20 protein-coding genes are annotated in these 18,738 nt (G+C 66.2%); 7 read left to right on the plus strand and 13 right to left on the minus strand.

The window, feature by feature from the left end:
- The first annotated feature begins 18 nt into the window (after nt 1–18).
- Entirely contained in the window at nt 19–261 is a 243-nt protein-coding gene (locus ACWEOH_RS05690) for a hypothetical protein (RefSeq protein ID WP_452029021.1), read from the plus strand.
- Between the two features lie 126 nt (nt 262–387).
- Here ACWEOH_RS05690 and ACWEOH_RS05695 read toward each other — a convergent pair whose 3' ends face one another.
- Nucleotides 388–1,593, minus strand: a complete 1,206-nt coding sequence (locus ACWEOH_RS05695; protein ID WP_452029023.1) for an IS110 family transposase — start codon at nt 1,591–1,593, stop codon at nt 388–390.
- 444 nt (nt 1,594–2,037) lie between these two features.
- On the opposite strand from ACWEOH_RS05695, the gene ACWEOH_RS05700 reads away from it, so the two are divergent.
- Nucleotides 2,038–2,316, plus strand: coding sequence for a hypothetical protein (locus tag ACWEOH_RS05700; protein ID WP_452029025.1), 279 nt, complete (start codon nt 2,038–2,040; stop codon nt 2,314–2,316).
- Here the strand turns inward: ACWEOH_RS05700 and ACWEOH_RS05705 are convergent.
- The 5 genes from ACWEOH_RS05705 to ACWEOH_RS05725 form a co-directional block, all read right to left on the minus strand.
- Nucleotides 2,313–4,118 (minus strand): hypothetical protein, encoded by a 1,806-nt coding sequence (locus ACWEOH_RS05705; protein ID WP_452029027.1) that lies wholly within the window; start codon nt 4,116–4,118, stop codon nt 2,313–2,315. The genes ACWEOH_RS05700 and ACWEOH_RS05705 overlap by 4 nt on opposite strands.
- Complete coding sequence (locus ACWEOH_RS05710) at nt 4,115–4,831, minus strand: hypothetical protein (RefSeq protein ID WP_452029029.1); 717 nt, start codon at nt 4,829–4,831, stop codon at nt 4,115–4,117. Before ACWEOH_RS05710 ends, ACWEOH_RS05705 begins: the two co-directional genes overlap by 4 nt.
- Before the next feature lie 373 nt (nt 4,832–5,204).
- Nucleotides 5,205–5,969, minus strand: coding sequence for a DUF2637 domain-containing protein (locus tag ACWEOH_RS05715; protein WP_452029031.1), 765 nt, complete (start codon nt 5,967–5,969; stop codon nt 5,205–5,207).
- Between the two features lie 122 nt (nt 5,970–6,091).
- Nucleotides 6,092–6,532: a hypothetical protein gene (locus tag ACWEOH_RS05720; RefSeq protein ID WP_452029032.1), complete on the minus strand. Its 441-nt coding sequence runs from the start codon at nt 6,530–6,532 to the stop codon at nt 6,092–6,094.
- 32 nt (nt 6,533–6,564) lie between these two features.
- Nucleotides 6,565–6,768 (minus strand): helix-turn-helix transcriptional regulator, encoded by a 204-nt coding sequence (locus tag ACWEOH_RS05725; protein ID WP_452029034.1) that lies wholly within the window; start codon nt 6,766–6,768, stop codon nt 6,565–6,567.
- 103 nt (nt 6,769–6,871) lie between these two features.
- Between ACWEOH_RS05725 and ACWEOH_RS05730 the strand changes: the two genes are divergently transcribed.
- Nucleotides 6,872–7,453 (plus strand): hypothetical protein, encoded by a 582-nt coding sequence (locus ACWEOH_RS05730; protein WP_452029036.1) that lies wholly within the window; start codon nt 6,872–6,874, stop codon nt 7,451–7,453.
- Nucleotides 7,454–7,556: 103 nt separating this feature from the next.
- Here ACWEOH_RS05730 and ACWEOH_RS05735 read toward each other — a convergent pair whose 3' ends face one another.
- The gene (locus tag ACWEOH_RS05735; RefSeq protein ID WP_452029038.1) at nt 7,557–10,406 is read right to left on the minus strand and encodes an ATP-binding protein; all 2,850 of its coding nucleotides are present in this window, start codon (nt 10,404–10,406) and stop codon (nt 7,557–7,559) included.
- A 225-nt stretch (nt 10,407–10,631) separates the two neighbouring features.
- Here ACWEOH_RS05735 and ACWEOH_RS05740 point away from each other — a divergent pair, with 225 nt between their 5' ends.
- A complete protein-coding gene (locus ACWEOH_RS05740) occupies nt 10,632–11,297 on the plus strand; it encodes a VOC family protein (RefSeq protein WP_452029040.1) in 666 nt (221 codons plus the stop codon).
- A gap of 79 nt (nt 11,298–11,376) precedes the next feature.
- On the opposite strand, the gene ACWEOH_RS05745 is transcribed toward ACWEOH_RS05740, so the two are convergent.
- The 6 genes from ACWEOH_RS05745 to ACWEOH_RS05770 form a co-directional block, all read right to left on the minus strand.
- On the minus strand, nt 11,377–12,042 hold the full coding sequence (locus ACWEOH_RS05745) for a DUF6875 domain-containing protein (RefSeq protein ID WP_452029042.1): 666 nt from the start codon (nt 12,040–12,042) through the stop codon (nt 11,377–11,379).
- Nucleotides 12,043–12,079: 37 nt separating this feature from the next.
- On the minus strand, nt 12,080–13,285 hold the full coding sequence (locus tag ACWEOH_RS05750) for an epoxide hydrolase family protein (protein WP_452029044.1): 1,206 nt from the start codon (nt 13,283–13,285) through the stop codon (nt 12,080–12,082).
- Nucleotides 13,286–13,494: 209 nt separating this feature from the next.
- Nucleotides 13,495–14,970 carry a dihydrolipoyl dehydrogenase family protein gene (locus tag ACWEOH_RS05755; RefSeq protein ID WP_452029046.1) on the minus strand — a complete coding sequence of 492 codons (1,476 nt, stop codon included), beginning with the start codon at nt 14,968–14,970 and terminating at the stop codon, nt 13,495–13,497.
- A gap of 5 nt (nt 14,971–14,975) precedes the next feature.
- Nucleotides 14,976–15,122 carry a hypothetical protein gene (locus ACWEOH_RS05760; protein ID WP_452029048.1) on the minus strand — a complete coding sequence of 49 codons (147 nt, stop codon included), beginning with the start codon at nt 15,120–15,122 and terminating at the stop codon, nt 14,976–14,978.
- Nucleotides 15,123–15,149: 27 nt separating this feature from the next.
- Nucleotides 15,150–15,383: a hypothetical protein gene (locus ACWEOH_RS05765; protein ID WP_452029050.1), complete on the minus strand. Its 234-nt coding sequence runs from the start codon at nt 15,381–15,383 to the stop codon at nt 15,150–15,152.
- A gap of 4 nt (nt 15,384–15,387) precedes the next feature.
- On the minus strand, nt 15,388–15,828 hold the full coding sequence (locus tag ACWEOH_RS05770; protein WP_452029052.1) for a VOC family protein: 441 nt from the start codon (nt 15,826–15,828) through the stop codon (nt 15,388–15,390).
- A gap of 72 nt (nt 15,829–15,900) precedes the next feature.
- Between ACWEOH_RS05770 and ACWEOH_RS05775 the strand changes: the two genes are divergently transcribed.
- The 3 genes from ACWEOH_RS05775 (at nt 15,901) to ACWEOH_RS05785 (ending at nt 18,580) form a co-directional block, all read left to right on the plus strand.
- Nucleotides 15,901–16,581 carry a winged helix-turn-helix transcriptional regulator gene (locus ACWEOH_RS05775; protein ID WP_452029054.1) on the plus strand — a complete coding sequence of 227 codons (681 nt, stop codon included), beginning with the start codon at nt 15,901–15,903 and terminating at the stop codon, nt 16,579–16,581.
- Between the two features lie 170 nt (nt 16,582–16,751).
- Nucleotides 16,752–17,495 carry a hypothetical protein gene (locus tag ACWEOH_RS05780; RefSeq protein ID WP_452029056.1) on the plus strand — a complete coding sequence of 248 codons (744 nt, stop codon included), beginning with the start codon at nt 16,752–16,754 and terminating at the stop codon, nt 17,493–17,495.
- 449 nt (nt 17,496–17,944) lie between these two features.
- Entirely contained in the window at nt 17,945–18,580 is a 636-nt protein-coding gene (locus tag ACWEOH_RS05785) for a hypothetical protein (protein WP_452029057.1), read from the plus strand.
- The last annotated feature ends 158 nt before the right edge of the window (nt 18,581–18,738 follow it).

Genomic DNA, 18,738 nt, shown 5'->3' on the forward strand with positions numbered 1-18,738 from the left:
GGCGCTACGTTCGAAATCATGGCGAAGATTCAGTCAGGGTTGAGCATCATGGCGATCGCAGTCGCCATGGTCGGTCTAGTCGGATGCACCGCCCCTGAGAGCGACGAGGCATCCACAACGCCGGCGCCGAGTTCGACATCTAACCGGAACGTCACGCTTGACGTGGGCCACATCATCCATCCGGATGGCACCGTGGAATACCCTGCGCGCAACGTCAATCTCGAGGTAGGCACGATCCTCGAGGCCCCGCAAGCGCACTAACCTCACAAATCGCCGCGCGAGTGGGGTTCAGGCACCGAGCGAATCTTCGGCTGACCAGCTCGTCACAAATCCGTCCCAGCTCCGGGCCAATGCGACACGCACGCTACTGTAATCGACGTCCGCCGGCTACCCAGTAGCCGTGGGTGCAGGTCGTAGTTGGTAGGTGGTGCCGTCGCGGAGCATGGCGTAAATGACGTTCATGCGACGGCGTGCGAGGGCGAGCACGGCTTGCTTGTGGCTCTTCCCTTCCCGGCGTTTGCGTTCGTAGTAGGCCCGAGACTCGGGGCAGAAGACCGCGGCGGTTTGCGCGGCGAGGAAGCAGGCGCGGAGCATGCGTCGGTCGTACCGGTGTGGTCGTCGGTGGTTGCGTTGGATGCGGCCGGAGTCGCGTGGCACCGGTGCCACACCGGCCATCCCGGCGAGCCGGTCCGGTGTGCTGAAGTGAGCGATGGTGCCGCCCGTCGCGGCGATGAAATCCGCCGCGAGCTGCGGCCCGAACCCGGGCATGCTCATCAGAATCGGGGCGTGCTCGTGCCGCTGCAGCCGTTCCTCGATCGCGTGCTCCAGCTCGCCGATCTGTGCGCGCAGTCGCAGCACCTCGGAAGCGAGGTTCGCGACGATCAACGCAGCCGCGGCCTGGCCGGGCACAATGATGCGCTGCTTATCCGCCGCCTTCAAGGCGCCGACCACGGTCGCAGTCGCCACCGAGTGCTGCTTAACGTGCTGGCCAACCCACGCAGCGAGCTCAGCAGCGCCAGCACTGCGGATAGCGTTCGGAGTCTGGTAGCGGGTCAGGAGCACGAGCGCCGTCGTGCGGCGGGAGTAATCGAACGCGGCCTCCAGTGCCGGGAAGTACTCCAGGAGCGCCGCCCGTAGGCGGTTGATCGTCCGTGTCTTGTCGTTGACCAGATCGGTGCGATACGACGTGAGGAGCCGCAGGTCGGCGGCGATGTCGCTCCCATACCGGACGGGGTGCAGGTCTCGACGCATGCGGGCCTGGTCGGCGATGATCGCCGCGTCCTTCGCGTCTGTCTTCGTGTCCCCTCGGTAAGTCGAAGCAGCATGCGCGACTGCGCGGCCAGGAAAGTACAGGACCTCCTGCCCGTGTGCGACGAGGACGCTGATCAGGAGCGCGGCGCCACCTTGATTGAGATCAGTCGCCCAAGTCAGCTCGCCATCGCCGGCCAGATCACGTACGTCGGCGAGGAGCTCAAGGAGCTCGTCCTCGTCGTTAGAGACCTTCCGGGAAAGTAGCTGGTTGCCGTATTCGTCGATCACGACGCAGTGATGCTTGCTCTTGCCGGCGTCGATGCCGGCCCACAATCGTTGCACTCGCCCTCCTGGCGTAGATGTGTTGGTGGGATGTCCCGGAAACGACCACGCCGGCAGGTCTTTACACAGCGATCACGTCGCACTTCTCAATCAGCGGTCGAGTCGTTACGGGGCACCGGGCGGCCATTCCACGTCGAGCCACTCGAAGCACACTGCAATTCCAGCCATACCCGGCGCCCCTCGGGTCATGCGAAGCCTACGTATGCCCCGCCACCCGCAGCGATCGTAAAGCTGCAGTTCGACGGTACCCGCCGGATCGCGATCATCCGGGTGGTGACGGCGGGCCATCCCCCGAAGCTTCTTCTCCGCGCCGACACGTGGGCCGCCGACGAGGCAGCTCGCGACCTTCTCGGGTTCTTTCCGCCCGATGAACTACGACTCTGCGCTGAGGTTGTCTGGGGTCTCTATCAAGACGCAACTGCCCGCCAAGGGAAGGAGCCCGCAATGCACAAGCAGCGACCTGAGGTCGAGTGGCATCCACTCCTGAACGCCGATGAGAACACGCCCGGCGTTTGGACCCTTCGAGACGCCGACGGACACGCTTATGGCGGCGTCAAGATCGTGCGCCAAGGAACGGAGATTTACTACTTGGGGCAGTTTCGCGGAGAGCCCATTGGTCGTTTTGATCGGCTGCGACCGGCCGTCGAGGACGTGCACCTCGCCTTGGTCCGCGCCACGCAAGGACGTGTTCTGCCATCGCCGCGTTCGGATCGAGCTCGCTAGTCGCCGACCGCTGTTGGTGGGCTCGGCAGGGCGCGGAACGGTGCGATCGCGCCGCCTTGTACAAGCCAGAATGCGCCGTCGGCCGCTTCACGGACGTCTTGGGGTGGGACGACGAAGGTGTGTTGGGCCCGTGCGGAGCCGAGGCGGTCGCCGGCGGCTTGGCCGGCGGCTTCCATTCGCATGATGGTGCCGGCGTATTGGACGATTTCTTCCGGGTCCTTTGATCGGCCGAAGATGAGGGCGGCACCGCTGGTGAGGGCGCGACGGCGGCGGATGTCGTCGTTGGAGAGTCCGGCGGGGCTCTGGGTGGCGAGGACGAGCCCGACACCTGCGGAGCGCGCAGTCTCGAACAGGCTGCCGGCCGTGTCGCCCGGGTCCTGTGCGCCGGTGACGAGCTGTGGGAACTCGTCGACAATGACCAGGACCGGTGACTTGTCGCCTGCCTCGAGGCGGCTTGCGAGGAAGTTGCGGAGGTCGAGAAGCAGCAGGTCGCCGAGTCTGGCTTGGGCGTCGTCGACGGGTGAGAGCGGGATGACAGTGAGGTCCGCCGGGGGCTGGCCGTAGGACCAGCCGTCTTCGTCGATCCATCGCTCGAGCGGGCGGAGCGCAATGGCCAGGCTCTGCAGTGCGCGGGCGCCGGCGGTCGTGCCGTTGCGATCAACGGTCTGGTTTACGAGGCTGAGGTCGAACTGGTCGCGGACGTGCTGGCCGGGGTTGAGGAGCCGATCACGGAGGTCGGTCGCGGAGCGGATCGGGGCCTCGGCCTGAACGGCCTGGAGCACGCCGCGGATCTCGTCCAGGTAGTGCTGGTTCGCCCCGTCCGGGACGGGCATGAGCCGCATCAGCTTCGCAGTGACCTGCTCCGCGGTCCCCGAAAACATGTCCCACGCACCGCCGATCGTGGCGGTCCGGCCCGCTGCCCGCGCGAGCTTGATCATGGAGCGGGCGTCGGCCGGGTCGCCCTTCGCGTCGATCACGAACACGGGCCATCCGTACTGGAGCGCGCAGAGGACGAGCCCGTTGATCAGGACCGTCTTGCCGCTGCCAGACTCGGCGATGATCAGTGCCCGCGCCGCGGACGACCCGTTCGGCATGAGGACGTACCGGCCGGTCGGGTCGACCCAGTCCCGCACCTGACGGGTGTCGTGGAACCGGTCCGCGATGCTCCGCACCGTGGAGCGGGTCGCGAACCCGAACGCCTCCCGCTCGCCAACCCGGTGCGGCACGGTCACCGCTCTGTCGTCGACGCCGGTGATTCGACCCGTTTGCAGGTCGAGCCGGATCCCTATCCGGGCCGCAGTCGCATCGTCCGCGGCGCGCTTGCGGGCGACCTCGATCCGCTCCTGCCGGAGCACGTCACTGACCCGCCTGGCACGGACCCGCTCTGCGATCTGCCGACGCCGGATCGACCAGGTCACCGGCAGCAGCAGCGCGCCCGCACCGAGGTTCACCATCAGCCACGGCCCGAACGTGGGCCACAGCGACCCGCCCCAGTCACCCGCGAGGAACGCGGCGGCCGCTCCGGAGTTGACCCATTCCACGAGGAGCACCGTCTCCCAGAGGAGCAACCCGGCCACGATGACGATGCCGAGGGTGTTCACGACCCATTGGCCGGACCAGACCCGCCAGAACGACGCTTTCGTCGCCACGCCCTCCCCCGCGACCCGCACGGCGACGACCGGCACGAGTAGCGGCAACGCCACCAGCCCGGCCAGCAGTAGCAGGATCGCGACGATGACCCGCTCAAGTGCGTCGGAGACGGCGTCGCCTTCGACCGGGGCGACGGTCTGCTCCACGCTCATCCGACCTGCTCCCACAGGGTCGGCGCCACCGACCCACCCGCCGGCTCGGCAGCGTCGGCCCATGGTGCGTTGTCGTCGCCGACCCACCTGCCGCGTGCGTCCAGGACCGGGAGGGTCACCAGCCGGGGGCGTTCGGTGCGGAAGATGAACCGGTCCGCTTCACGGGCCACGACCCGCTCCGCTTCCGGGGTGCACAGGTACACGACCCGGGTCACCCCGGTCGTGGTCATCCGGGTCGCGTGGTTCGTGTGGATCGCCTTGTACCGATGCAGCGTCTTCGGGGTGAGCTCCACCTCGATCAGCTCGATCCCGTCGCCCTTGATCGCGACCCCGTCGACCTGGTGATCCTGGGTCGACGCGGGTCGCCGGTCCCGAAACCATTCGTATCCGCGGGCCAGATACCGGGCCGACGCCGCCGCGACCGCGACCTCGTGCCGTGCAGTCTGCCGGTACAGGTTCGGTGCGCTCTTCCCGATCGCCTGATGCGTCGCCCACACCACCTGCCCGTCCTGAAAGTTCGGCCGCGCCCGATCCACCAACCCGACCCCGGCCAACCGTGCCACCCACTGCTGCGCCTTCCGACGACTCACCGGCGACCCCGAGTGGTCACCGGCCAGGCCAGCGAGGGCCCACCGGATCGCGTCCACGTCCGCCATCCGGACCACGCCGAGCCACTCGAGCATCGCCTCATCACGCACCGTCAACTGCACCATCAGACCACTCCCCGTACGTCACGTGCCCTGCATTCCTTCGCTGCTCCCCTGTTCCCGTCGTGCCGAGCCGTGAGGGGGTATTGAGTTTGTTGTTGTTCTTTCCCTGTCCTGCTGCCCCTGCTTTACTTCCCAACCTCCCCCATGAAGAACGAAGGATGAGTGGGGGAGGTTGGGAAGCGCGCGAAGAGCGGCAGGGGCGGCAGGACAGGGAAAGAACGGCAAAACCGTTCGTTTGCCTATTCGCGCCGGATGAATACCCAAACGCACGCCCATCCAACCCGCTCGCTTACCCCCGAATAGGGGTGACACGCCGGTATCGGCGCTGTCGAGGCTGCCTCGACCAGCAGCTCTCGGCGCCGTGAGCTGCATCACGTCACCCACCTGCGACAACACTCTCAGCAAGGACTCCTTCGCGTCGCGCCTGCTCAACCCAACGCTGCGCTGTCGTCGGCGCGACACCCGCCGCGCGCGCTGCGCTCCGGACGGGTGCACCCATCCCGACGAGCTCGAGCACCTCCGACCGTTTTGCCGCGCGCTCGCCGTCCTCAGGGGGCGGGACGGCCTCGGTTGGCTGGCCGAGGGCGGCCGCGGCCTTCCCGTTCATGTCGCGAGCAACTGTCGAGCCCTCGCGGGAGGGTCGAGTGACAACTGGTCGAGTCGCGCTCGTCGGTCGGTCATCTCGGCGGTAGACCGTCGCCGCGGCGAGATGGGTTGTGAGCAGCAACGCGATCGCCGGTACGGCGTTCACGATCACCGCGGGTAGCTGGCCCAGGATCATGGTGTCGGGATCCGCGATCGCGACCGCGGCCGCGTTGCCGGCAACAGTCAGGGCGCTGAACAGGCAGAAGGTAATCCACGGCAGGGCCCGAAGAAAGCGTGACGGTGCCGGCACAAGCAGGGCGATCAGCATCGCAGCGAGAGCGGGTAGATCGACAACGATCGGGAACGCGATCGCGCGATCCGCTGGCATTCCACCGACGTGCAAAGCGAGATCGTGGAGCGCGCCCCAGGACATGAAGATCGCGAGCGCTCCGGCGAACGCAATGAGCCATCCGAGGAAGATCCGAAGCGGCTTCGACGCGGAACGCAACTCGGGAATCTGAACCGGAATCGCACTGCGTCGTTTCGATCGGCTCACGGCTACCTCCCTCTCGGCTTCGCGCGTCGCGCGCGTACTGGTTCTTTGGTGTTCATTCCTGTTCTCTTCCTTCTTCTAAGGGGTACGGTCAGCGTCCCCCTGCAGGTACGGAAACTGACCCCCTAAGGGGTACGGTGAGCGACCCCCTGAGGGGTACGGTCACCGTCCCCCTGGGCCTTGACTGAGAAGGGCAGAACGACAGAGTTATCCACACCCGCCCGTAGTCCCGCCACCGGCCGTGCGCTTGCCACGAGCAGCTCATACTCGGCCGGCAGCCCGCGCCCGCCGGCACGGACTCGCACGATCGCGCCTTTGCTGACCAGCTCGGCGATGGCTCGCTTGACCGCTTGAATCGCGGCCTCAGACTCGTTCGCGGGCGCCAGATAGCCGAGCGCGATCGCTGCCATTTCACGGCCACCGAAGTAGCGGCGGGGCAGCCGCCCCTCGGGCGATTCTTCGTCCCAGCACTCGAGCGCCATGTGCAGGAGTAACCGAGTCGCCGCGTTACCGAGCTGCAGCCGCGCCGCGAGGAGCACGGCACCCTTCGCGGCATACAGCCCCATCCTCGCCCACCCTCGAATCGACCAGAACGCACTCAGGCGTACGACTCCGCACCGGTGCGGGTCCGCGCCGTCGACTCCACCCACTCGATGACCTCCTCGCGCTTGTAGAGGACGGTGCGCTTGGTCGGCTTGTAGAACCGGGGGCCCTGCCCGGTGTATCGGAGCTGTGCCAGCGCGCCGACCGACAGGCCCGTGATCTCTGAGACGACCTCAGGCTGAATGAATTCCTTGTCCATCACGTTTCCCTTCATTTTGACAACTGAATGATGTGGTGACTGTCAATTTCACGGTAGCGTCAAACCTTCGACATGACAACTGGGAGCGCGCTAGGCTGTCAAAATGACGGATTACCGCGATGAGGCGAGCATCGGGGCCCGGATTCGTGCAGCACGTCGAGAGCGGGGCTTTCGAACGCCACGCGATCTTGCCAACGCCCTGACCGGCACGAGGATCACGGCATCAGTTCTCGAGAACATCGAGTCGGGGCGCAAGGCTGACCTCGCTCTCGGCCAATTCCTGAGCATCGCCTACGCGCTACGAGTGCCACCGAGCTATTTGCTTGCTCCCCTCAAGCGTCCGCTGGAGCCCCTGGATCTTGACAACGTGAGCGATGAGCTTCGGGCACTCAATGCACTTGAGTTCGATGCCTGGTTGTCGGGCGCCACGGCCGGTGCTCATCGGCCATCGTCAGCAGCCGAGCGCACAGATCGCAACGACCTCGATACCCTGCGAGAGCTCGCGGCGATCTGGCGTGAGCTCGACCGCCTTGCGGTGCTTCAGTCGCTTGAAGCGACCGATTCAGAGACGAGCGAGCCGTCCGCGGATCGGACCATTCGCCTCGTCGAGCGGCTCACAGAGCGCGAACGAGAACTCAGAGGACTCCTCGATCAGGAAGGTTTCGGCGTAACACGCTCGAGCTAGGTTTCTGGGTCGCTACAACCAGCCGCTAGTACGCCATAGCCATGGATGTCGCCTTCGCCTGGAGCGCATCTCAGCGACACACGCAGGATCTAGCGTCCACCCATCAATCCGCCCGGTCGATCTGCTTCTCACGGAGTTGCCGGCGCGAGGTCACATCCAGCTTCATGAACACTTTCCGCATGTGCCATTCCACCGTGCGGGCGCTGAGGAAGAGGAGCGCACCGATTTCGGTGTTGGTGTGTCCTTCGATCGCGAGCCGTGCGATCTGTTCCTCTTGGGGTGTGAGCTCACCCGGCATCGGCTCGCTCCGCTTGTGGGGTCGCTCACCACTGGCGGAAAGCTCGCGTCGAGCGCGACGAGCGAACCCGTCCATTCCGATCGCGGTGAGCCACTCTTCGGCTATGCGAAGGTGCTTTCGCGCTTCCGTGACTCGGCTCTCGCGTCGTAGCCACTCGCCGAACAGGAGGTGCGATCGGGCTGCGGCGACGCGAACATTACTTCGGTCGAGGCAGTCGATCGCTGCTCTGTAGTGCGGTTCAGCTGAGCTCGGGTCACTGACCAGCGCTCGGCATCGCAACTCCACGCCGATCGCCCAATCGGTCCCGCTCGATCGCGCGAAGAGCGCAAGTCGATCGAGTGGTGCCCGCGCCCGTTCGACGTTACCGCTTCGAACAGCGGCCTCGATCAACTCATGCGAAACCCAGACGGTCGACAGCCCGAAGTCGTCGACGTCCGCGCTGGCTCGCTCCGCAGCCGCGAGCGCCTCTGCGTATCTACCAAGGCCGTTGAGCATGTTCGCGATTCCCCACTCCATCGAGACATGCCAGAGTCGATGTCGGTTCGACTTGAGCTCGACGTCGTGCGCGGCAATCAGGTCATCCACGCTTTCCGCCCGGCCGTGCCAGATTTCCAACCACAGCTGGGATGGCGAGGTGACGGGGCAATCCATGGCGTGAAGCACTGCATCGCTCTCCATCGCCAGCGCTCGCGCCTTCGATGGATTGCCAGTCATGAGTTCGAATCCGAAACGTTCGGTAAGCGCGAGCGGGAGCGCGGAGACAGCACCCAGTTCGCGGGCGAGGGCGAGATGTCGTTGAGTCAGATGGCCCCAGCTTCGTTCATCGCACAAGCCCCGCGCGATTCGGGAGGCGAGCCATAGCCACCGCAAAGACGAGGGGTCATTGATGGGCTCCCGGATGAACGCATTGAGCGCACTTCGGAGAATCGGAACCGCGGCTTCGTACCCGCGATCGACGAGCATGGCCATCCCGTACAGGAGGAGGTCTCGTCCCGTCTCAGTTCGATCAGACTGGTCCGACGATCCGGTGCGCAGCAGCGCGGAAGCGATCTTGCGCACGGCACCCGAATCTCCCGGCGGACCTTCGAACAACGATGCAGAGAACGCCTCGAGGTATGTGTCACGAGCGCGGTCGGGGTCGAGTCTCTCGAGCCGCTTCGCGGCCTCGAGGAGCAGTGCCGTCGCTTCACGGCTCGGTTCGGTCGCAGAATTGAGCTCTGCGTCCAACAGCAGCGCGCGGGAACGATCGAGCGCGCTCAGCGGGCCGGACCTGGCAACCCCGAGAAGGTTGGTCGCGTCCTCGAATTGACCGGCCTCCTGCTTGGCCACCGCGGCGTCGAGCGCTCGATGGGCTCGCCGTGCCGGCTCGGCCGTGAGGCGGGTGGAGTCCAGAAGGAATTCCGCTGCCGCGGCTGAACCGCCGCGAGTTCTGGCCCGTGATGCCGTCGACTCCAATTGGTCGGCGACGCGATCGTCGACGCCGACCGTAGCCTGAGCGCGGTGCCACGCACGACGATCCTTGTCCCGCCCTTCCTCCGTGCTGTCCGCCAGAGCCCGATGCACGGCACGGCGTTGCTGAGGAGTTGCAGCTCGGTAGACAGCCGAACGCGCGAGAGGATGGCGGAATTGGGCACGGGAGCCGAGTGTCAGCAGTCCTGCGGACTCCGCCGGTGCTGCAGAGATCGGCGTGAGGCCCAGCCTGCTCGCAGCCCGCCAAAGGAGCGCTACATCACCCGTCGGCTCGGCGGCAGCAACCAACATCAACCGACGCGTCTCGGCCGGCAAGCGGCGCACGCGCTTGATGAAGGCCGCCTCAGTTCGATTGTCGATCTGCGCAGGGCCGTCACGACCGAATCCGTATGCGAGCTCGGTCGGACTGCAGACGTCGGGCAGCTCCACCAGGGCACGCGGATTACCGTCGGCCTCCGCCACGATCCGATCCTGCACGGCAAGATCGAGCGGATAATGCAAAACCGAGGCCAAAAGCGCGTGAGCGTCTTCGTCTGACAGCCCGTTCACAGCGAGGTCGGGGAGCCCCGCGAAATTGTCCCGCTCGTTCACGCCACGGACCGCGAAGATCAGCGCGACCGGCTCTGCATGAATCCTGCGCGCGACGAAGGAGAGTGTTTGTGTGGTCGCGGGGTCCAGCCAATGAGCGTCATCGATAAGGCAGACCACCGGACGCTGACGAGTTGCCTGCTCGGAAAGTAGGGTCAGTGTCGCCAGACCGATCATGAACGGCTTGGGTGCGAATCCGTCCACCTGGCCGAACGCGGCTGCAAGGGCACTGCGCTGGGGCCTTGGAAGTCTCTTCAATTGCGACAGGAACGGGGAGAGGAGAAGGTGAAGGCCCGCAAACGGCAGCTCCCTTTCGGCCTCGACACCCGCAACTCGCTCGAGCCGGCAGTCTCCCGCCGACACGGCGAGGGCGTCGAGCAGCGCAGTCTTGCCGGCACCGGCGGGGCCGCGAAGCACAAGCACGCCACTCTGCCCCGAATGCAGGCGCTTCACGAGTACATCCAGGTTCTCAAGCTCTCGGCTCCGACCGATAAGGTCCGAGGCAATTCTCCCAGGGGGCATGAGGGTCGTCGGCGGCAGGCTAACCTCGCGGATGCCGCGCGGCAACAAGATCGGACCAGTTGGACCGCCGGACATGTCAGCCGCGCGTCGAGGTCGGCGACGCCGACCTCGACGAGCACGCAATTGCTGGAGCGATGCTGTCGGTGATGCCTGTCTTCAGCCCCACCGAGAGGCACCCCCGGTCGGGACGCAAACCCGCTGACCCTTCGAAAATTGGGGGGAATAGTGCTCGCCTCTCGGTGCGTTACTCCTGTATCAGGATTATCTCGTCCTGATTTATGACAAGCGAAAGGCAAGACCATGGCTGCATCCGCGACCAGCACTGAATCAGTCGAGCACAACCACAACGTCCGCAGCGCCGACACCAAGCTGGAAGTCGTCGTGATTCCCGTCTCCGACGTCGACCGCGCAGCGGACTTCTACGTCGGCAAGCTGGGCTGGCGCGTCGACCTCGACCTCCGCACCCCCGACGGCGGCCGCGTTCTACACGTCACCCCTCCGGGCTCGGCCACCTCGGTGATGTTCGGCACCGGCCTCACGCCGTCCGCCCCCGGATCGAGCCAGTTCCTCCACCTCATCGTCTCCGACATCGAAGCGGCGAACGACCAGCTCCGTGCCGCCGGCATCGAGACCAGCGGGACGTTCCACGACCCTTCCGGCCACTTCAACCGGTTCGACCCCAGGGTCCGCGTCGCCGGGCCCGACCCCGAGCGCAACACGTATGCGTCCTTCGCGGCGTTCAACGACCCGGACGGCAACGGATGGATGCTCCAGGAGGTCACCGCGCGCTTCCCGGGCCGCATCGACTCCGACTCGACCACCTTCGCGACCGAGAACGACCTCGCGAGCGCCATCGCGCGGGCGGAGGCGGCCTTCGCTCGCCGCGCCGGAGGAGTCGTCGATCGCGTGCAGTGGACGGCTGAGTACCTCGTGGCTGAGCAGTCGGGCGCGCGACTGCCCAGCTGATCTCAGTCGCCGCATCCCTGAGTGCGGGGAACGCAGTGAGCCCGGGGCCGACCGCGATATGCGGTCGGCCCCGGGTCATTCAGTCGCGCCGTTCCCTCCACGGCATGCGACGCAGTTCCTGAGCAAGCGCGTCGGTGGCGGATTCTCCGAAGCGGTGCGCCCACCGGGGGAACCAATCCTGGTCATCCAGGAAGAATTTCCAGTCGCTGGTCACGCTTTGCCTCACGAAAAGGAATGGCACCGGTGATTGGAACGGGCGGAACTCGGGATTGTAGAGCGCGGTACCCGTGTTGCCGTTGTAGAACGGCCCGTAGATGACTCCGTCTTCCACGTAGGACGGGACTGCGAGCTGATTTTGGACCTCATCGAACAGGTCCGGTGCGCGATCGGCCGGCAGGTCGGTGAAGACGACCACGATGGTCTTGAGGTCCGCGTCGTCGCCGTCAGTCGGTGGAGTCGCAAGGAACAGCCTGCGGTAACCGTTCATGAGCTCGACGACATCAGGCACGGTCCGATCGGCGATCCGCTCAGGGGCGAGCCAGAATACTCCCCGCTCCAACGAGTCCGGAACGAATGGGCAGACCGTCCCAGCGCGACCGAGATCCTTGTGGGGCATCGTCACGAAGGACTTGATCCATCCTGCGACGGCGTGAAGCGCAGTGAGGTCGCTTTCCGCGAGCGCGCTGGTCTTGTCGGTGTCTTCCAGGTCCTCGAGACGGAAGAGCTGAGTCGTCTGTCCTAACATCGAACTTCTCCTTGTGAAGGGTGCCGCAGAAACGGCGTCAATGGCGGACCGAGCTGAAGGCAGCCCGCAGCTCTGCGGTGAAGAGCTCTGGCTCTTCCCACGCGGCGAAGTGGCCGCCTCGGTCGACCTCGTTGAAGTAAGCGAGTCCCGGATAGACAACCTCGACCCAGCTACGCGGGGATGCGAAGATCTCGCCGGGGAAGGTCGTGAAGCCGACCGGGACCCGAACCGGCGGCGGCCCTTCGCCTGCCGCACGGGCGGCGGCCTGAGCCCGCCCTGTCTCCCAATACCATCGGTTGGCTGACGCACCGGTGCCCGTCAGCCAGTAGAGCGTGATGTTGTCGAGGATGTTGTCCCTCGTGAGGTTGCCCACCGGGGCACCGTCGACGAACGCACGGGAGATCTTGTAGTAGCTGTCGGTGTCGTGATCGAGCATCCATGCCGCCAACCCGACCGGGGAATCCAAGAGCGAGTAACCGATTGTCTGCGGCCGGGTCGACTGCTCGAGGAAGTATCCGAAGCCGTCGGTCGTGAACGTCGTGACCGCCGCATGAGCGGCGCGTTCCTGCTCGGACTCCGCCGGCAACTGGTCCTCGAGACCGATCGAGGCCACAAGCAGGGTGATGTGGATACCGAGCAGCCCGTCAGGTGCCTGGCGGCCCATGGCGTCAGTGATTGCGGCGCCAAGGTCGCCACCCTGGGCGACGTAGCGCGTGTAGCCGAGGCGCTCCATCAACTTTGCCCAAGCGACGCCGATCCTTCCGGACTCCCAACCGAGTTCGGTGGGCTCACCGGAGAACCCGTAACCGGGCAACGACGGCAGCACCACGTGGAACGCGTCGTCTTGCGTCCCACCATGGGCGGTCGGGTCGGTCAGCGGGCCGATCGTGTCGAGCAGCTCGATGACCGAGCCGGGCCAGCCGTGCGTCATGATGAGCGGCAGGGCGTTCTCGTGCTGCGACCTGACGTGGATGAAGTGGATGTCGACCCCGTCGACCTCCGTCGTGAACTGCGGCAGCGAGTTGAGCCTGGCCTCGACTCGGCGCCAGTCGTACTCGTTCGCCCAATATCGAGCGAGTGCCTGCAGCGTCGCGAGCTGCACTCCCTGCGAGCGGTCGGCGACTAGCTCGCGGGATGGCCATCGCATCGCGGCGATCCGGTGCCGCAGGTCGGTCAGCTGGTCTTCGGGAACCGCGATCTCGAATGGACGTACACCGGTCGGGAGGTCGACGATAGTGCTCATGGCGACTCGTTTCAGTAAGAGGCGATCAGGTCGGGGATGGTACCGAGCCTGCGCCTCTTCCTCCCCCGGAGGGCCAGTGGAGTTCACTGGTCGATTCACTGGTCCGCGGCCCATCGCCGATTCCGGGATGAGTAGGCGACCACGCACAGCCGCTCGCCATGTCGCGGGGTGAACCCGGCGGCACGGCGAGCGACGTGGATGGAGAGGGCTCAGGCGACGAGCGCGACGGAGCGTCGCTCCACGGGATGCTGCGGCTCGGCGCTCTCGCGTCCGTAGGTCTCCAGCAGTCTGAGCCAGATCTCGCTGATAGTGGGGTAGGCGGGCACGGCGTGCCAGAGGCGGTCGAGCGGCACCTCGCCGACGATGGCGATCGTGGCGGCCTGCAGCAGCTCGGCGACGTCCGGGCCGACGAAGGTTGCCCCGATCACGACCGAACGGTCCTCGTCGACGATCATGCGCGCCTGACCACGGTAGCGGTCGGCGTGCAGGCTCGCCCCCGCGACCCAGCCGATCTCGTAATCGACCGCGCGCACGCGGTACCCAGCGGTGCGCGCGCCATCGGCGGTGAAGCCGACAGAAGCGACCTCGGGGTCGGTGAAGGTCACCTGCGGCACCGCCACATGGTCCGCGGTGGCGACGTGCACGCCCCACGCGGCATCCGACACCGTGCTGCCATTCGCCCGAGCGGCGATCACGTCACCCGCCGCACGCGCCTGGTACTTGCCCTGGTGCGTGAGGAGTGCACGGCGATTGACGTCGCCGACGGCGTAGAGCCAGTCGAAACCGGGGACCCGCAGCGTGTCGTCGGTGTCAAGCCAGACGCCCGGCTCGAGCCCGATCGTCTCGAGGCCGAGGTCGGTGGTGCCGGGTACCCGCCCGGTCGCCACGAGCAGTTCCTCGGCGCCGATCGCGTCGCCGGCGGACGTCTCGACGGTCACGCCGGACTCGCCGCGCGAGACACGCACGGTCTCGGTGTCGAGCAGCAGGTCGACGCCCTGCTTGCGAAGCGCGTCGGCGACCCGTTCGCTGGCGAACGACTCCATGCCGTCAAGCAGGCCGCCGCGCGCGATGAGCGTGACGTGCGTGCCGAACGCGGCGTAGGCGGTCGCCATCTCGGTGCCGACGACGCCACCGCCAAGGATGGCCAGGCTGCTCGGCACCTCCCGGGCGCTGGTCGCCTCGCGGCTCGTCCACGGGCGTGCGTCGCGGAGCCCCTCGATGTCGGGAATGTACGCGCCGCTTCCGGTGGCGACCGCCACCGCGTGGCGGGCCGTGAGCACGACAGTCGCACCATCCGCGGTCGTGACGGTGACCTCACGGATACCGCTGAGCCGGCCGTGACCGCGGACGAGGGAGATGCCCGCGCCCTCGAGCCAGGCTACCTGGCCGGCATCCGACCAGTTGCTCGTGAAGTGGTCGCGCCGGTCGAGCACGGACTGCACGTCGAGGTCGCCGGTCACCGCCTGGGCGGCGCCGGCCAAGCTGCGGGCGGCGCGCAGTGCACTCGCCGAACGCAACAGCACCTTCGATGGCATGCAAGCCCAGTAGGAGCATTCGCCGCCGACGAGCTCGTGCTCGACGATGACGGCGGTGAGGCCGCCCTGGACGGCGCGGTCGGCGACGTTCTCGCCGACGGCGCCGCCGCCCAGGACGATGAGGTCGAATTCCTCGACGCGGGTTTCCATGATGATCAGTGCTCTTCTCCGGACGATGCCGTGATGGGGTGGGGGGTGGTTTGAGTGCGGGGCTCGGTTCGGGTCCCGCTGTCGCGGTCGGCGCGTGCGCTGATGAGCGCCGCCTCGATGCCGCGGCCGACGAGCTGGTCGAGGATCCACATGTCGTATCTCGCTTCTGATCGGACTCGTCAGGCGGCGGAGATCAGCCGGTAGCCGTGCGTTTCGAGGGCCTCAGTCATGTGGGTGGCGTACCACTCGGGCCATGCCTCGTCGTAGACGCCGCCGAGTTCCTTCTCTTCGTAGACGCCGTGCGCGGCTGCAGCCTCGACGAGGAGGTCGAAGATCACGCCGCGTGTGGTGGTGGTTGTGGTTGTCGTATTCATCGCAGTTGCGCTCGCATTCGTTCTTGTCGTGATGGCCACGGGATCAGCGGCCGGGAAGGCGGGTCTTGATCTCCTGGAGCACCCAGCCGTTGCCGTCGGGGTCGCTGAAGCTCGCGTAGGACGAGTAGTCGGCGCGCTCGGGGTGTGCGCCGGGGATGCGGTGCTCGGTGCCCGGGTGCAGGTAGACGCCGGCCTCGTGGAAGACCTCCGAGATCTCGATGCCGCGCGCCACGATCTCGTCTCGCGCCGCCTCGATGTCGTACACCGCGAGGAGCAGGCCGTTGACCGAGCCGGCGGGAGCGTCAGAGACGCCGGTTCCGATGATGATCGATGCCTTGGATCCGGGCGGCGTGAGCTGCACGACCCGGAAGCCGTCGTCGACGATGAAGTCGCCGTCAAGACGGAAGTCGAGCCGCTCATAAAACGCTTTGGCACGCTCGACGTCGGACACGGGGAGGTTGATGACCTCTAGCTTGAGTTCCAATTTTTACTCCTAACTTAGGACTTGTACATCCTGTTGGAGGAGTCAACCGTGCGAGAGGTGTAGTCTATTCCCGTGTCCACGAGAAAATATGACGATGCTTGCGGCATCGCTCGCTCGCTCGATGTCATCGGCGAACGCTGGGCTCTTCTGGTGGTGCGCGAACTCATCTTCGGGCCGAAGCGGTTCACCGACCTGCGGGCCGGGCTTCGCGGCATCAGCCAGAACGTGCTGAGCCAACGACTTCGCGACCTCGATGGCGCCGGCATCGTGCAGCGCACGCTGCTCGGCCCGCCCGCGAGTACGCAGGCCTACGAGTTGACGCCGCTCGGATACGCCCTCGAGCCGGTTCTGATCGCCATCGCGCGCTGGGGGGCACTCGCGCCTGTTGCACCCGGATCCGAGATGAGCAACGACGCGTTCGCGCTCGCGCTGAAGGCGCTGTTCGTGGCGGGCGAGTTCAACGGCACGGCGCGGCTGCGGCTGGTGCGCGACGCGTTCGATGTCGCAATCGACGATGACCGAATCGATGTCGCACGGGCGGCGGGTGCAGACCCCGACCTCGTGATCGAGGGACGCGAGTCGACGTTGCGCGAGGTCATGCTCGGGCCGAGGTCGCTCGACGATGCGGTCGAGGCGGGCGACGTCATCATCGACGGCGATCGCGGACAGGCCGAGGCCTTCTTGGCACGTTTCGCGTCACCCGTGCTGGAGACCGAATCGACGAAGTCGCTTCTCGGCGTCGGGCAGGTCTGACCGACGGATAATTCGCTTCCCCACCGCCAGAAGGGAGCCGAGCCCGGCCGGGGGGCGGACGCATGGCCTCCTGACGCGCCAGCGGCGGGCGAGCAGGCGGAGAATCCTCCTCAGCGGCTGACGCCCTCCCGCTCGGTCGCCGCAGCGATGCCGTCATTGGTGTCGCATCCATGGGCGGTGAGACGGGGGCGCGGATGCCGTCACTGCTCGAACTGGTTCTCGAGGCGAACGGCGCAGCCCGCTTCGCCTCCGTCTCGAAGATCACTGCCACGGTCGAGTACGGCGGTTCGTTCTGGACGGTGAAGGGCCACCCGAGCTTCGCCGCAACAGCGATAGTGGAGGCCAGCGCGCACGAGCAATGGATCCGGCAAACCGACGTCGCGGGCGGGCGGCAGATGATCTTCGACAAATCCCCGGATTTGGTCACCGTGATCGACCGGAACGGGGATCTCATCGAGGAGTTGCACCGCCCGCGCCGGACATTCGACGGGTACACACAACGCTCGCCCTGGAGCCTTGCCCAGATGGCCTACTTCCGCTGCTACACGACGTGGCACTACCTCGTCGAGCCGTTCGTCTTTGCCTTTCCAGGCACCACATCCAGCGAGATCGCGGGGCACGCCGAGCACGGCGAACGATGGCGAGGATTGCGCGTCACCTTCCCTGCCGAGGTGGACAGCCACAACCAGACGCAGCTGTACTACTTCGACGAGGCCTGTCATCTCCGACGCACCGATGTACAGCCTGAGGTGAACGACTTCTCTCCGACGATCCAGTACGTCCACGATCAGATCGAGATCGACGGCATCACGGTGCCCACGAGGCGCCGCGTGCACGTGCGCCGAATGGATCGATCACCCGACACCACACGCACACCCCTCGCCGTCGACCTCACCGACATCCACTTCAGCTAGGCGTGGCGCGCCTCGACCGCGTCCAACTACTAGGGAGCGCGCCAGTGACTTCAACTGGGGGTTCGGTCCCTCGCGACGAGCATCGTTAAGCCACAGACACGGCAGGAGGCTCAATGCCGCAACCCTCCATGCGGAGCCCCACACGGTCCGCAGCATTTGGCCCGAGGCTGAATGCAGCCGCCTTCCGCCAGGCCGTCCGACCTTGCTCCGACGCTCGGGACATGAGTCCCCGTCGACGAACTGAGGTTTCCCTGGGCGTGGCCGACGTGTTCGCTCGCTCAGCATTAGAGGCCGACGGCAGACGGCCGTTCTTACGCAGCGTCTGGCTGCGCTCACTCGACCCGGCAGGTTCTCGAAGGGAGCCCATCATGTCCGCACCATCCACCCACGCTCCAGCTCGGAGAGTCAGAGTGTTCGCAGTGGCCTCGACCCTAGCGATGCTCGCCGGCGTGAGCGCAGCGACGGCGGCGCCTGCGAATGCGGCGACCGCCGAATGTGGCGACAACTGCATCTCGGTGTTCAACGCCGAACTCGGCCCCTCCTTCGTCGAGGGTGTTCTCGACGGTGGAACGGCGCAAGTCGGCCAACCGGTCGGCCTCGCCCCCGTCAGTGGAACCGATCCGACGCTCGACTTCATCCCGGGTGGGGCGAACTCGAAGCCGGCCGGTGTCGCCACCGTCTCCGACTTCTTCGCCGACGGCATGGTGTCGGCAGCGGCCAACGCCGCTTACGGTCCATTCCCTGCGGTGCAGCAGCTCTATTCGCCGTTCGGTGTTCCGACTGGCTTGTGTGTTGGGGTAGATCAGGTCAAGCAGGGCGAGGACTTGATCCTCATACCGTGCGACGTTCCCGGCAGGACGGTCTGGATCGTCTATCCCACCGCGCAGACGGGTTCCGACTTCGCGATCCTGAACGCCGCCACGACGAACTTCGACCACCCGTTCGGCATGTATCTGCCGGCGCAGGAGACCGCGCGCGGAGGCGACGAACTCCAGATGGAGCTCCGACGGCTGCAGTTCGAAGACGAGACCGACCTGCTGCCAGGAAAGCAGCTCTGGGGGGTGGCCCCTGGTTTCCAAGGCTGACGCCGGTTCGTGCTCTGTATGCATCTCGCTCATGAGTCAACTCGTAGAGGCCGTCGCATCGACGCCCAACTCCGGGAGATGGGCGACGGACTCGTCCCCGGGCCTCACCGGGCGAGGAGGCACGGCACCGAGGTTGTGAACGCCACGAGCACCAAGGC

The sequence above is a fragment of the Agromyces sp. NPDC004153 genome (assembly GCF_053603635.1).